Origin of the sequence: Solibacillus daqui (assembly GCF_028747805.1) — a bacterium.
Taxonomy (GTDB): Bacteria; Bacillota; Bacilli; order Bacillales_A; family Planococcaceae; genus Solibacillus; species Solibacillus daqui.
Map to the genome: position 1 here is coordinate 896,133 of NZ_CP114887.1, position 14,059 is coordinate 910,191.

Here is a 14,059-nt window from a genome sequence, read left to right on the forward strand (position 1 = left end):
CATGATGACGAAAAAAATGTACCGTAATATAACGATTATCTCGTTCATCATTGGTTTTATGTTAGCGGTACAATACAATACTGTTCAAAACCCAACCGAACGAAATACAGTAGATATTTGGGAAATTCGCCAGCAATTATCGGAAGAAAAAGAGCGACATTTAGATTTACTAACTACGATTGCGGAAGTGACTGAAACAGTTAATAAATATGAGGATGCCGAGTTCGATAATCCAGAGCTACTTTTACAGCAAACAGTGGATAACTTGAAGGCGCAGGCAGGGATTTTACCGATAAAGGGTCCCGGTGTTACGATTTCAATTGAACCGGCTCCCGAATTGCTACAATTTGGATATGAAATAAAGCCCATTTCACCAGAATTGTTGATTCGACTAATCAATGATTTATATCGATATAACGCTCAGGCGATCGAAATGGGAGGAAAACGGCTAACATTTAATAGTGCTATCCGTGATATCAATGGAAAAACAATGGTGAATAGTGAGCCACTCGATGATCTTAATGTCGAAATTAACATTATTACACAATCATACGATCAAGCTGAGAAGTTAAAAAACCATTTATTAGCTTCATCATACCCAGAGCAATTTTATATTGATAATCTCGTTTTAAATGTCCATGAACCTTCTGAAAATATACGTATTAATTCGACGGTTGTTGTCAAAAAGAGCAACTATTTATTAGAGAAGTAAAAGGGGATGCGAATATGTGGTTACCACTTTTAGGGTTGATTTTTGGCGTGGTATTAGGAATTTTTACAAATATTCAAATTCCATCTGTTTATGAAAACTATTTGTCAATTGCAGTACTTGCAGCACTTGATACGATGGTTGGAGGAATTCGTGCTCAATTACAACAGGTTTACGATGATAAAGTTTTTATTTCGGGCTTTTTCTTTAATATACTTTTAGCAGCGGGACTTGCTTTTTTAGGTGTTCATATTGGAGTAGACTTGTATTTAGCGGCAATTTTCGCGTTTGGTGTACGTCTTTTCCAAAATATTGCTGTAATCCGACGAATCTTATTAACAAAATTAGAAAATAGACGAATAAAAAAAGGTGAAAACTAATAACAATCACGTTAAAATATCATTACAATTTATTGATTTACTTAGACAATCACATGATTTTACAATAGAATGAACTATAGGGAGTAATTCGAAGGAGGTGCAGAATTTTGAATCATCAAGAAATTTATGTTTCGCTCGATATTGGTTCGTCTTCTATTAAAGTATTAATCGGGGAAATGAGCGATGATCAATTGCACGTAATTGGTGTAGGGCATGTTAAATCAACAGGAGTTCGTAAAGGGGCCATTGTTGATATTGATGCAACCGTACAATCAATTAAAAAAGCGGTAGACCAGGCTGAGCGTATGACGGGTATTAAAATAGATGAAGTAATTCTCGGAGTACCTGCTAACCAAACGCTTTTACAATCTGTAAAAGGTGTGGTAGCAGTAAATAGTGAAAACCGTGAAATCACAGATGATGATTTGGCACGTGTAATAGACTCTGCACAAGTAATGTCTATTCCACCTGAACGAGAGCTAGTAAACTTAATTCCTAAACAATTTATCGTAGACAATTTAGATGAGATTAAAGATCCACGCGGTATGATAGGCATTCGCTTAGAAATGGATGCAGCAATGATTACTACATCGAAAACGCTAGTACATAATGTGTTGCGTTGTGTAGAACGTGCTGGACTCCAAATTCGTGAAATTTATTTGCAACCGTTAGCGGCAGGAACGTTTGCTTTAACGGAAGACGAAAAGAATCAGGGGACGGCATACATCGATTTAGGTGGTGGTTCTACTACAATTGCGGTATTCCAAGATGGATTGTTAACGAATACAGCAGTAATTCCAGTTGGTGGAGATCATATTACAAAAGATTTATCAATCGTTTTAAAGACACCAACAGAGCAAGCTGAAAAAATTAAAAAACAATATGGACATGCCTTTTATGATGATGCTTCTGATGAACAACTATTTGAAGTACCAGTTGTCGGAACAGATTCAACAGATCAATATAGTCAACGCTATATTTCTGAAATCATCGGTGTTCGTTTAGAAGAATTATTTGAACTTGTTTTAGACGAACTTGCTCGCATGGGCATTCAAGATTTACCCGGTGGTATTGTAATTTCAGGTGGGGTAGCACAGTTAGAAGGTATTGCTCAACTCGCACGTCAAATGATGCTAACGCGCGTACGAATTTATACGCCGGATTATATCGGTGTTCGTGAACCAGCATTCACAACTTCAGTTGGATTAATTCGTCATGCATACGCAGATGACGAATTTTATGGACATAGCGAGCCAGTAAATGCGATACCGTATCATACTCAACCAGCTCCTTCTAAAAAGCAAGCTGCTAATGTATCGGAGAGAGTAGATAGCGCTAATGCTAATAAAGTAAGTGTTATTGATCGCGCAAAAAACATATTAAATAAATTTTTCGATTAAGACGAAAAGTATGACGTGAACAATTAGGAGGAGAACTGTATGTTAGAATTTGAAACGGGTATGGACCAACTAGCCGTAATTAAAGTAATCGGCGTTGGTGGTGGCGGTAATAACGCTGTTAACCGTATGATTGAACATGGTGTTCAAGGTGTAGATTTTATCGCTGTAAACACAGATTCACAAGCTTTGAACTTATCAAAAGCTGAATATAAATTACAAATTGGTGGGAAATTAACGCGTGGTCTTGGCGCTGGTGCAAACCCTGAAGTAGGTAAAAAAGCAGCAGAAGAAAGCCGTGAGCAATTAGAAGAAGTATTACGAGGTGCCGATATGGTATTCGTCACTGCTGGTATGGGTGGCGGTACTGGAACTGGTGCTGCGCCTGTAATCGCTTCTATTGCACGTGATTTAGGCGCATTAACTGTAGGGGTTGTAACACGTCCATTTACATTTGAAGGTCGTAAACGTCAAACTCAAGCGATTGGTGGCATTTCTACAATGAAGGAAGCCGTAGATACACTAATTGTTATTCCAAATGATAAGTTATTACAAATCGTTGATAAATCTACACCGATGTTAGAAGCGTTCCGTGAAGCGGATAACGTTTTACGTCAAGGTGTACAAGGTATTTCAGATTTAATCGCAACACCTGGTTTAATCAACCTTGACTTTGCCGATGTAAAAACGATTATGTCTGATAAAGGTTCAGCATTAATGGGAATCGGTATTGCTTCAGGTGAAAATCGCGCTGTAGAAGCAGCGAAAAAAGCTATTTCATCTCCACTTTTAGAAACATCAATTGATGGTGCTAAAGGGGTTATTATGAACATTACTGGTGGCGTAAACTTAAGTCTTTACGAAGTACAAGAGGCAGCAGATATCGTTCAATTAGCTTCTGATGAAGAAGTGAATATGATTTTCGGTTCGGTAATTAATGACAACTTAAATGACGAAATTATTGTAACGGTTATTGCGACAGGTTTCTCTGATGATTTCATTGCGCCAAAACCACAGCCAGTTCGTCCGTCGTTAGGTGCACGTCAGCAAGCTGCGACGCATCAAACACCTCAACCACAGCCATCTACTCGTGCTCAAGAATCAGTACAACAAGAGGTTCCACGTCAGCAACAACAAACGAACTATCAACAAGAAGAAGCTTTAGACATTCCAACATTCTTACGTAATCGTCGTAATCGATAAGTTATTCTTTTAAACTAGTGCAACGCTTAAAAGCGGGGCGCTAGTTTTTTTGTCTATTTTTTGATTGCTATAACTGTCGAAAAAATTCAGAAGATTGAATAAATTGTCAAACGATTTCTTAAAATAGGTGAGCTTGTTTGACAAAAAGCGCAACCCTACATTTGCTAGTCTTATTAGCAGGAGGACAAAGCATGTATGCAGAGTGGATACTGTTATTTAATTTTCTTGTAAATGTGGCGCTTTTAAAATTCATAGAAGCAATGACTTCTTCAACGATTCCGATATGGAGATTAGTAGTAAGTGCATTTAGTAGTGCGCTCATTGCGATCGTATTTTATGGTCATATACTTAGCATCTTCTTTTGCTTTATTGTGCTTATTGGTATTGCGTATTCTTTTCGCTTCACAGCACTTTTACTGTATGGTCGCTGGCTTGTTGTAGCGACGCTATTAGTAGGCGGCTTATTAACAGCGTTGCAACCCTTATTAAGTTTAGATGCATTTTTTGTATATATTTTGCTGTGTGTTGGCATAGTATGTAGTAGTTTACTAGCATTTAAACTTGGTTGGATGAAAAAGCTACAACAAATTGTGCAGCAACGATTTATTACACCATGTACCGCACAGTTTCTTCATGAACAATGGGAGCTCGTTGCCTACATCGATACGGGCAACGAATGCGTAGAACCAATTAGCCGAGCACCTGTTCATTTTATCGCATTTGATGCGGTGCAAACATCAATGACACCTGAGTTAAGAAATGGGTTACTTGCTTGGGATGAGGCGCAGCCATATAAGTTGTCAATGTTTGCAGAACAGCATCAAAAATACATTCGAATGGTGGCCATTTCAACTGTACAAAAAACGACGACATTTGTTCCAGCATTTCGCATGACGCTTACAATTCACGAACACACTTATGTGAATCATTATGTTGTTTTTACGAAAAGTGCGACAAAGTTTCCACAAAGTGCACATCTAATTGCACATGTTTCTGTTCTAACCAATTCATAAGGGAGGCTCGATATTGTTACAAAAACTAAAATCATGGATTGTTAAACTATTTAGCTATTTTACGAAAAAAGGGACATACTATATAGGAGGACATGATTCATTGCCAATTCCATTAACACGAGAAGAAGAAGTTGTTGTCGTTGAAGCTTTTATGAATGGGGACTTACACGCGAGAGATATGCTGATAGAACGTAATTTACGTTTAGTTGTTTATATTGCAAGACGTTTTGATAATACAACGACACCAATCGAGGATTTAATAAGCATTGGTTCGATCGGGCTAATTAAAGCAATTGAAACTTTTAATTTAGACAAAAATATTAAGTTAGCGACTTACGCATCTCGCTGCATTGAAAATGAAATTTTAATGCATTTACGTAAGACAAGCCGCATGAAGGGGGAAGTGTCTTTTGACGAACCGCTCAATGCTGATGCAGATGGCAATGAATTATTACTGTCCGACATTTTAGGGACAGAAGAACATATAATTACAATGGATGTTGAACGAAAAATTGAACGCCAGCATATGTTTATGGCGATCAATCAATTAACACCACGTGAAAAATATATTATGGAGTGTCGCTTTGGTTTAAATGGCAAAGAAGAAATGACACAAAAGGAAGTGGCGGATCACTTAGGTATTTCTCAGTCATATATTTCGCGTTTAGAAAAGAAAATTATTTTAGATTTACGTGAATATTTAAATGAACCTATTGCGTAATACTGGCTAATTTTGGCGTGCATAGTGTAACTAATTCCGGACAAACTGATGTTAATCATGAAGTTCGAAAGGTGAAATGCTATGCGGACGAAAGTAGAATTATGTGGTGTTGATACTTCAACCTTACCAGTTTTAAAACCGGAGGAAATGAAGCAATTATTTATTCGATTACAACAAGGAGAGCTGTATGTACGTGACGAGCTTGTCTTTTGTAATTTACGGCTTGTGTTAAGTATTGTAGGACGTTATGCGTATCGGGGAGAACAGGCAGATGATTTGTTCCAGGTGGGCTGTATTGGCTTATTGAAGGCGATTGATAACTTTGATTTAAAGCATAATGTGCGTTTTTCAACGTACGCAGTGCCGATGATTATGGGGGAAATTCGCCGCCATTTACGTGACCATCATGCTTTACGTGTATCACGTTCACTACGAGATATTGCATATAAGGCGATGCAAGCAAAGGAACGTTATATTGCTGAGCATTTACGTGAACCGACAATTGAGCAGCTAGCACAGGAAATTGAGATGAAAAAAGAGGATGTGCTATTTGCACTTGATGCGATTCAAGATCCGATGTCGCTGCAAGAACCGATTTACTCGGATGGCGGCGATGCCATCTATATGATGGATCAAATTAGAGATAAAGTAACCGAAGAACAATGGGTAGGTACGATTTCGCTACAAGAGAGCATGAAGCGTTTGAATAGTCGCCAAAAGATGATTATTGAAAAACGATTTTTCCTCGGCGAAACACAAACTGAAATTGCTCAAAGCTTAGGGATATCACAAGCACAAATTTCTAGATTAGAAAAAAGCGCGGTTGAATTATTACAGCGTGATTTTCGTTAAAGTTTTTGAAAGAGGGACTGTCCGTGATAAGGGCTGTCCCTTTTAGTTCATAGAAAGGATGGGAACATGAGATTTTCTTCTGTACAGGAAAAGGAGATTATTGATTCTGTTAGTGGGAAATTTATCGGGTATATTGTAGATGCAGAAATTGACGAGGCGCGTGGAGAAATAGTAGCACTAATTATTTCTGCACCAAAAAAGTTTTACCACTTATTTCAAGGGGAAGAGACAGTTAAGAAGATAGCCTTTAGTCATATACTCACAGTAGGAAAAGATGTTATTTTAGTGAAAACGCATGATGAATAGGTCAGCCTATTCATTGTAAATTGCCACTACGCTTGTTACAATGTAGGAAACTACTGTAGTAAAGTTGGGAAAAAAGTGGCTAAAATCGAAAACAATCTAGAAGTTATTCAACAACATATAGAACAGGCAAAGCAACGTGGAAAAGTACAGCAGCAGGTAAATATTATCGCTGTGACAAAAGAGGTAGATGTAGCGCGCACGAAAGAGGCTATTGCTGCCGGCTTAACTCATTTAGGGGAAAACCGTCCAGAAGGTCTCGCAACTAAATTACAAACAATTAATGCAAAAGTTTTGTGGCATTATATCGGTTCATTACAAACTAGAAAAGTAAAGCAAGTAATCGACCAAATTGATTACTTGCATTCATTGGATCGTTTAAGTTTAGCACAGGAAATTGAAAAAAGAGCTTCAAAAAAAGTGAAATGTTTTGTACAGGTAAATGTTTCGGGTGAAGATTCAAAGCATGGCCTAACGAATGAGCAAACAATAGAATTTGTAAAACAATTAGAGCAATTTTCGAAGATTGAAGTAGTTGGCTTAATGACAATGGCTCCTTTTACTGAAGATGAAACCGTCATTCGTAATGTGTTTAAACAATTAAAACAATTGCAACAACAAGTGTCCGAGTTAAACATTCCGAACGTACCTTGTACAGAGCTTTCGATGGGGATGTCAAATGACTATGAAATTGCAGTCGAGGAAGGCGCAACATTTGTCAGAATAGGAACGGCTCTTGTTGGCTAAGGAGGATGTAATATGAGCATTAAAAATATTTTTGATAAATTCTTTTATTTAGAAGACATCGAAGAAGATCAAGCTCCGGCTCAAGCGCAAGCAACGCCATCAAAGCAAGTTCCTAAAGCGACACCACAAGAAGCATATTATCAAGAGGCAGTTCAAAAACAACAAACACAGGTGATTCAAAACCGTATGAAGAAAGAACGAAAAGTAACTCAACAGCGTAATGAAGTAATTATGCAACCTAACATTCAAAATAGTAATAATGTTGTAAGCCTTCAAGCTGCAGCATCATCTAAAAATTCAAAACTAGTATTAATAGAGCCACGTGTTTATGCAGAGGCGCAAGATATAGCTGAGCATTTAAAGCAAAGACGTGCAACAGTTGTGAATTTACAGCGCATTGACCGCGATCAAGGAAAGCGAATTATCGACTTTTTAAGCGGAACAGTATACGCTTTAGGTGGAGATATTCAACGTATCGGTAATGACATTTTCTTATGCACACCAGAAAACGTAGAAGTATCCGGAGAAATTTCGAATTTAACATTCGAATAATTTTTAGTAGAGAGGTAATATAATGATTATTTTTGGAGTTATTAGTACAGTATTTCTTGTTTATCGATATATGCTGATTGGTTACATATTAATGTCTTGGGTGCCAGCGCTACAAGAATCTGCAGTTGGTCGTTTCCTAGAGCAAGTATGTGAACCATATTTAGGCTTTTTCCGTAAGTTTATCCCACCAATTGGCATGATTGATATTTCACCGATTGTTGGTTTATTCGTGCTATATTTCATTGAGCGCGGCGTCTTTAATGTTCTAAGTTTTTTACTATAAACGATTAAACCCCTACACTTCAAACATGTTGGGGTTTTCTTTTCAATTTGGGCATTAAATGGAATACAACACTGAACATAATAGAAAGTAGGCTTAATATGGAGCATTTAATACAGCATTTTCGTAAAGATGAGCAGCCATTTATCGAACAAGTTGTCGGTTGGCAACGCGAGGTAGAGGACCGTTATGCTCCAAAACTAACGGATTTTTTAGATCCAAGGCAGCGCTATATTGTCGAATCGGTAATTGGTCAAAATGCCGACCTTCTTATTTTTACGGCAGGTGCCTTTGAAGAAGCAGAACGCAAGCGTATGCTCATTGCCCCATCCTATTTTGAACCAACAGAAGACGATTTTCAAATTGGTGTCTATGCGATAAACTATCCTGCAAAGTTTGTACAATTACGTCATCCTGATGTTCTCGGAGCATTATTGTCAATTGGATTAGACCGTAGTAAGTTTGGGGATATTCGCTTGGCAGAAAATACAGTGCAATTTGCTTTAGCATCTGAAATTTCTGATTATGTACGTGCTAATCTATCGGGTATTGGGAAAGTGAAGGTACATGTTGAACAAGTCAATTTAACAACCTCGCTTATTCAAAATGAGGAACAGTGGGTTGAAAATTCTTATACGGTGTCTTCTATGCGTTTAGATGTTGTCTTAGCAACTGTAGCTAGTATTTCACGTCAAAAATCACAAAATTTGATAACGGCAGGCAAAGTAAAAGTAAACTGGACTGTGCGTGAAGCAGTGGCATTTGAGTTACAAGAGGGCGATATTGTATCAGCAAGAGGATTCGGTCGCATGAAGGTTATTATGACAGAAGGACGTACAAAAAAAGATAAAATACGCTTACAAGTAGGACGTTTAGAGCAAAAAGCATAGGTTTCGAGGATTTTTTAAGAAAACATGATGTTATTCGATTAAGAAACGTTTATAATGTGTTGTAACAATGTACATGTAAAGGAGAGTAGAACGATATGCCATTATCACCTCTTGATATACATAATAAAGAATTTACACGTGGCTTCCGTGGCTATGCAGAAGACGAGGTAAACGAATTTTTAGATCAAGTAATCAAAGACTATGAAATTATTTTGCGTGAGAAGAAAGAGCTAGAAGATCAAGTACAAACAATGATCGAAAAAATGAATCATTACAATTCATTGGAAGATACATTGCAAAAATCAATCGTTGTCGCGCAAGAGGCTGCTGATGAGGTACGTCGCAACTCTCAAAAAGAAGCAAAATTAATAGTTAAAGAGGCAGAAAAAAATGCTGATCGTATTATTAACGATGCATTAACAAAAGCCCGAAAAGTAACAATTGAAATTGACGAATTAAAAAAGCAATCGAAAGTGTTCCGCAACCGCTTCAAAATGTTAGTAGAAGCACAATTGGATTTATTAAATACAGGCGATTGGGATCATTTATTAGAATATGAAGTAGATTTAACAGATATTCAAGACCAGCACCGTTCCGATGAAGCTGAAGCTGCGTCAACAGATAGTACTCCATCCTATTAAGGAAACGTACTTGACATTTCGCGGTGTGATTTCTATACTGAAGAATAATGAAATGATATGCAAAACGCATAAAGCTTTGATGGAGACAGTACATTTGGCATTGCCGCTTAGCGATTCGAGGATAGTGAAAGCTCGAACCAAACAAGCTAAATCGAAAATCACTCCTGAGCTAAATAGCTGAATGAAGTTAATATGCCCCTGGCAGATGTCACAGATTTTTAAAGGAAGTTTTTTGAGTGAACTCAAAAAAATCTGGACAAAAGTTAGCCGAGGCGTAATTGATTAAGTAAGCTATTTCGTATCACACGACGTTACAGTGTCTAATGAGGCGAATATTTCGCGAAATTAGGGTGGTACCACGAGACTAATGCTCCTCGTCCCTTTTACTGGGATGAAGGGGCTTTTTTATTTTGAAAAGCAGCTCTCCCTAGTTCGAGCATACAACTTCAATAAATTTAGGAGGCTTTTTACATGGTAGAGTACAAAGAGACGTTATTAATGCCAAAAACAGATTTCCCTATGCGCGGGGGCTTACCGACTAAGGAACCGCAAATTCAAGCACAATGGGATGAAATGGATATCAACAAATTAGTAATGGAGCGCACGGAAGGTCGCCCAGAATTTATATTGCATGATGGACCTCCTTATGCAAACGGTGATATCCACGTAGGGCATGCATTAAATAAAGTAATTAAAGATATGATTAACCGCCAAAAAACAATGTCTGGTTTTCATGTGAACTATGTGCCAGGTTGGGATACACACGGTTTGCCAATCGAGCAAGCGTTAACGAATAAAGGTGTTAAGCGTAAAGAAATGTCAATTGCTGAGTTCCGTGAGCTTTGTGAAAAGTATGCGTACGAGCAAATTGAAAATCAAAAAGGTCAATTCCGTCGCTTAGGTGTACGCGGAGACTGGGAAAATCCATACATCACATTAAAGCCTGAATTCGAAGCACGACAAATTGAAGTATTCGGCAAAATGGCGGAAAAAGGCTATATTTATAAAGGCTTAAAACCTGTATATTGGTCACCATCTTCTGAGTCAGCATTAGCAGAAGCAGAAATCGAATACAAAGATGTTGAATCATATTCAATCTACGTAACATTCGGCATTAAAGATGCAAAAGGTGTCGTACCTCAAGATGCAAAATTCGTTATCTGGACAACAACACCTTGGACAATTCCAGCGAACTTAGGGATTTCAGTGAACCCTGAATATACGTATGTTGTGGCTGAAGTTGCGGGTGCAAAATACATCGTAGCAAAAGAATTACTTGAAAAATTATCAGTAACATTCGGTTGGGAAGATGTACAAATCGTTCAAGAAGTAAAAGGGCAAGAGCTTGATTTAATCGTAGCAGAGCACCCAATTTACAAACGTGATTCATTAGTGATGGTTGGAGAGCACGTAACTTCAGATGCTGGTACTGGCTGTGTACACACAGCACCAGGTCACGGTGAAGACGACTATAACGTTGGTAAACAGTACGGCTTAGAAGTTTTATCACCTGTAGATAACGGCGGTTGCTATACAGATGAAGCACCAGGCTTTGAGGGCTTATTCTATGAAAAAGCAAACCCTATCGTAATCGAAAAGTTAAAAGAAGAAGCGGCATTACTAAACGTTTCAAAGTTCACCCATTCATATCCACATGACTGGCGTACAAAAAAACCAGTTATTTACCGTGCAACACCACAATGGTTTGCATCGGTAGAAATGTTCCGTGGCGAATTATTAGAAGCGGTAAAAGCGACAGAGTTCACACCTGCATGGGGTGAAACACGTCTTTACAATATGATTCGTGACCGTGGTGACTGGGTAATCTCTCGTCAACGTGCATGGGGTGTGCCAATTCCGATTTTCTATGCAGAAAATGGCGACCCAATCATCACACCAGATACAATCGCACACGTTTCTAAATTATTCCGTGAGCACGGTTCAAACATCTGGTTCCAAAAAGAATCAAAAGAATTATTACCAGAAGGCTTTACACATGAAGGTAGCCCGAACGGTAAATTTACAAAAGAAAATGACATCATGGACGTTTGGTTCGACTCAGGTTCATCACACCAAGGTGTGCTTGTGGAGCGCGGCATGAAATACCCAGCTGACCTTTATTTAGAAGGTTCTGACCAACACCGTGGCTGGTTCAACTCTTCATTAATTACATCTGTTGCAATTAATGGCTATGCACCTTACAAAGGCTTATTAACACATGGTTTCGTACTTGATGGTGAAGGCCGTAAAATGTCGAAATCATTAGGGAATACGATCGATCCACTAAAAGTAATGGAGCAATATGGTGCAGATATCCTACGTATGTGGGTAGCATCAGTAGACTATACAGGTGACGTTCGTATCTCAATGGATATGATTAAACAAGTTTCGGAGACATACCGTAAAGTACGTAACACATTACGTTTCTTACACGGAAACGTAACAGACTTCAATGATGCAACAGACCGCGTTGCTTACGAAGACTTACGTGAAATGGACCAATATATGTATATGCGCTTACAAGATGTAGTGAAAACGATTCTTGCAGCATATGACCGTTACGACTTCTCAACAGTGTATACAACTGTGAATAACTTTGTAGCGATTGAACTTTCTTCATTCTACTTAGATATTGCAAAAGATGTTGTGTACATTGAAGGAACGGACAATAAAGCCCGTCGCGCAATGCAAACGGTAATGTATGATACATTAATGGCGTTAGTGAAATTATTAACACCAATTATTCCTCATACAACAGAAGAATTATGGGGCTACATGGAGTTCGAAGGTAAAGAAGCTTCTGTTCAATTAACAGATTTCCCAGAGGTTGATGAACAAGCAAACTTCAAACAATTACGTGCAAAATGGTCAAAAGTGATTGCTGTGCGTAATGAAGTGCTAAAAGCATTAGAAGAAGCACGTAATGCAAAAACAATCGGTAAATCATTAGAAGCAAAAATCTCTGTATATGCAGATGCCGAAACGGTAGAAATATTAAATGATGCAACTATCGACTTTGCTCAACTTTCAATTGTGTCACAATTTGTTATTGCAGGTGGTAAAGAATCAGCTCCTGCTGAAGCGCTAACTTTAGAAAAAACAGCTTTAGTTGTTGAAAAAGCAGACGGAGAAAAATGTGAACGCTGCTGGACAATTTCAGAAACGGTTGGTTCTGATGAAAAGCATGCTACATTATGTAAACGTTGTGCCGATGTTGTAGAAAATTATTACGTATAAAAAATTGGAACGCTGTTGCCTTTTGGTAACGGCGTTCTTTCAAACCTTTTTTATTTTCAGAAAAGAAAGTTTTTTAAGGGGGCGTTGTAGTGGAATATACAGAACAAAAACCGTATACACCAGATACCTTTTTACAAGGTGTGAAAGATTGCATCCCAACATTGCTCGGCTATATTAGTATTGGCGTTGCGTTCGGTGTTGTCGGGATTGCATCTGGAATTTCTGTTTTCGAAGTGTTTTTACTTTCAGTACTTGTTTATGCAGGTTCAGCGCAGTTTATTTTTTGTGGGCTATATTTAGCTGGAGCTCCTCTTTCGGCTGTTATCGTGACGATTTTCATTGTGAACTTAAGGCATTTATTAATGTCTTTAACAATTGCGCCGTATTTTACGAAATATTCGATGCTGCGTAATATCGGTTTTGGGACACTGCTAACAGACGAAACTTTTGGGGTATCTGTTGTAACGGCTGGGAAAGAAGGACGTCTAGGTGGGAAATGGATGGATGGCCTCAATGTGACTGCATATACAACATGGATTGTAGCTTGTACAGTAGGTGGGATTATTGGGCAATGGCTGCCAGATCCAGAAAAGTGGGGCTTAGACTATGCACTTGTTGCGATGTTTGTTGCATTGCTTGTGTTAACGCTGCAGAGCATTCCAAAGGAAAAAATAATGCATTATCTAAAGTTAATTGCGGTCATGGTCGTCAGCATGTACGGGATGCTGTATTTCATGCCTGGGCATTTAGCGGTGCTACTTTCAACGATAGTTGTGGCAACGATTGGAGTGGTAACTGAAAAATGACGACAACAATTGCGATGGTATTATTAATAGCGGGCTGTGCATTGGTAACATGGATTCCACGTATTTTGCCTTTTGTGTTAGTGAAAAATATGAAAATGCCAGACATTGTACTGCGCTGGCTAGCGTACATACCGGTTTGTATTTTATCTGCTCTTGTTATTGAAGGATTTTTTCATAAGCAGCAATCTTTTGTAACAATTGATTGGTTAAATGTGGGAGCGTTTATTCCTACTTTGGTTGTTGCACTCATTACAAAAAGTTTATCGAAAACGGTAGTGGCGGGTGTTGTAACAATGGCAGTTATGCGCTTATTATTTGTTTAACCTGA

The 14,059-nt window shown here is 38.3% G+C and carries 16 protein-coding genes and 1 other annotated feature; all 16 genes read left to right on the forward strand.

The window, feature by feature from the left end:
• Positions 1 to 4: 4 nt before the first annotated feature.
• Complete coding sequence (locus O7776_RS04160) at positions 5 to 712, forward strand: DUF881 domain-containing protein (RefSeq protein ID WP_274309378.1); 708 nt, start codon at positions 5 to 7, stop codon at positions 710 to 712.
• A gap of 14 nt (positions 713 to 726) precedes the next feature.
• Positions 727 to 1,089: a small basic family protein gene (locus O7776_RS04165; RefSeq protein WP_241367893.1), complete on the forward strand. Its 363-nt coding sequence runs from the start codon at positions 727 to 729 to the stop codon at positions 1,087 to 1,089.
• Positions 1,090 to 1,196: 107 nt separating this feature from the next.
• Positions 1,197 to 2,489, forward strand: coding sequence for a cell division protein FtsA (ftsA, locus tag O7776_RS04170; RefSeq protein WP_274309379.1), 1,293 nt, complete (start codon positions 1,197 to 1,199; stop codon positions 2,487 to 2,489).
• 39 nt (positions 2,490 to 2,528) lie between these two features.
• Positions 2,529 to 3,689, forward strand: a complete 1,161-nt coding sequence (gene ftsZ, locus O7776_RS04175) for a cell division protein FtsZ (RefSeq protein WP_274309380.1) — start codon at positions 2,529 to 2,531, stop codon at positions 3,687 to 3,689.
• 191 nt (positions 3,690 to 3,880) lie between these two features.
• The gene (locus tag O7776_RS04180; RefSeq protein ID WP_274309381.1) at positions 3,881 to 4,702 is read left to right on the forward strand and encodes a sigma-E processing peptidase SpoIIGA; all 822 of its coding nucleotides are present in this window, start codon (positions 3,881 to 3,883) and stop codon (positions 4,700 to 4,702) included.
• Between the two features lie 13 nt (positions 4,703 to 4,715).
• Positions 4,716 to 5,423, forward strand: a complete 708-nt coding sequence (gene sigE, locus O7776_RS04185) for an RNA polymerase sporulation sigma factor SigE (RefSeq protein WP_241367897.1) — start codon at positions 4,716 to 4,718, stop codon at positions 5,421 to 5,423.
• 81 nt (positions 5,424 to 5,504) lie between these two features.
• Positions 5,505 to 6,275 carry an RNA polymerase sporulation sigma factor SigG gene (gene sigG, locus O7776_RS04190; protein ID WP_274309382.1) on the forward strand — a complete coding sequence of 257 codons (771 nt, stop codon included), beginning with the start codon at positions 5,505 to 5,507 and terminating at the stop codon, positions 6,273 to 6,275.
• Positions 6,276 to 6,341: 66 nt separating this feature from the next.
• Positions 6,342 to 6,581 (forward strand): PRC-barrel domain-containing protein, encoded by a 240-nt coding sequence (locus O7776_RS04195; protein WP_241367899.1) that lies wholly within the window; start codon positions 6,342 to 6,344, stop codon positions 6,579 to 6,581.
• 75 nt (positions 6,582 to 6,656) lie between these two features.
• The gene (locus O7776_RS04200; RefSeq protein ID WP_274309383.1) at positions 6,657 to 7,325 is read left to right on the forward strand and encodes a YggS family pyridoxal phosphate-dependent enzyme; all 669 of its coding nucleotides are present in this window, start codon (positions 6,657 to 6,659) and stop codon (positions 7,323 to 7,325) included.
• Positions 7,326 to 7,337: 12 nt separating this feature from the next.
• Positions 7,338 to 7,877: a cell division protein SepF gene (locus O7776_RS04205; protein WP_274309384.1), complete on the forward strand. Its 540-nt coding sequence runs from the start codon at positions 7,338 to 7,340 to the stop codon at positions 7,875 to 7,877.
• Positions 7,878 to 7,899: 22 nt separating this feature from the next.
• Positions 7,900 to 8,160, forward strand: a complete 261-nt coding sequence (locus O7776_RS04210) for a YggT family protein (RefSeq protein ID WP_274309385.1) — start codon at positions 7,900 to 7,902, stop codon at positions 8,158 to 8,160.
• Between the two features lie 98 nt (positions 8,161 to 8,258).
• Entirely contained in the window at positions 8,259 to 9,047 is a 789-nt protein-coding gene (locus O7776_RS04215; protein ID WP_274309386.1) for a YlmH family RNA-binding protein, read from the forward strand.
• Between the two features lie 95 nt (positions 9,048 to 9,142).
• A complete protein-coding gene (locus O7776_RS04220; protein ID WP_274309387.1) occupies positions 9,143 to 9,688 on the forward strand; it encodes a DivIVA domain-containing protein in 546 nt (181 codons plus the stop codon).
• Between the two features lie 67 nt (positions 9,689 to 9,755).
• Positions 9,756 to 10,073, forward strand: a binding site (T-box leader).
• A gap of 86 nt (positions 10,074 to 10,159) precedes the next feature.
• Positions 10,160 to 12,925, forward strand: a complete 2,766-nt coding sequence (ileS, locus tag O7776_RS04225; protein ID WP_274309388.1) for an isoleucine--tRNA ligase — start codon at positions 10,160 to 10,162, stop codon at positions 12,923 to 12,925.
• Positions 12,926 to 13,014: 89 nt separating this feature from the next.
• Entirely contained in the window at positions 13,015 to 13,731 is a 717-nt protein-coding gene (locus O7776_RS04230; protein WP_274309389.1) for an AzlC family ABC transporter permease, read from the forward strand.
• Positions 13,728 to 14,054 (forward strand): AzlD domain-containing protein, encoded by a 327-nt coding sequence (locus O7776_RS04235; protein WP_274309390.1) that lies wholly within the window; start codon positions 13,728 to 13,730, stop codon positions 14,052 to 14,054. The genes O7776_RS04230 and O7776_RS04235 overlap by 4 nt, the downstream gene beginning before the upstream one ends.
• Positions 14,055 to 14,059 lie beyond the last annotated feature (5 nt).

What these genes read in the sequence shown, in the direction of transcription:
- O7776_RS04160 (WP_274309378.1), top strand. Translation starts at nt 5, where the DNA reads ATGACGAAAAAAATGTACCGTAATATAACGATTATCTCGTTCATCATT.
- O7776_RS04165 (WP_241367893.1), top strand. Translation starts at nt 727, where the DNA reads ATGTGGTTACCACTTTTAGGGTTGATTTTTGGCGTGGTATTAGGAATT.
- ftsZ (WP_274309380.1), top strand. Translation starts at nt 2,529, where the DNA reads ATGTTAGAATTTGAAACGGGTATGGACCAACTAGCCGTAATTAAAGTA.
- O7776_RS04180 (WP_274309381.1), top strand. Translation starts at nt 3,881, where the DNA reads ATGTATGCAGAGTGGATACTGTTATTTAATTTTCTTGTAAATGTGGCG.
- sigG (WP_274309382.1), top strand. Translation starts at nt 5,505, where the DNA reads ATGCGGACGAAAGTAGAATTATGTGGTGTTGATACTTCAACCTTACCA.
- O7776_RS04195 (WP_241367899.1), top strand. Translation starts at nt 6,342, where the DNA reads ATGAGATTTTCTTCTGTACAGGAAAAGGAGATTATTGATTCTGTTAGT.
- O7776_RS04205 (WP_274309384.1), top strand. Translation starts at nt 7,338, where the DNA reads ATGAGCATTAAAAATATTTTTGATAAATTCTTTTATTTAGAAGACATC.
- O7776_RS04210 (WP_274309385.1), top strand. Translation starts at nt 7,900, where the DNA reads ATGATTATTTTTGGAGTTATTAGTACAGTATTTCTTGTTTATCGATAT.
- O7776_RS04215 (WP_274309386.1), top strand. Translation starts at nt 8,259, where the DNA reads ATGGAGCATTTAATACAGCATTTTCGTAAAGATGAGCAGCCATTTATC.
- O7776_RS04220 (WP_274309387.1), top strand. Translation starts at nt 9,143, where the DNA reads ATGCCATTATCACCTCTTGATATACATAATAAAGAATTTACACGTGGC.
- ileS (WP_274309388.1), top strand. Translation starts at nt 10,160, where the DNA reads ATGGTAGAGTACAAAGAGACGTTATTAATGCCAAAAACAGATTTCCCT.
- O7776_RS04235 (WP_274309390.1), top strand. Translation starts at nt 13,728, where the DNA reads ATGACGACAACAATTGCGATGGTATTATTAATAGCGGGCTGTGCATTG.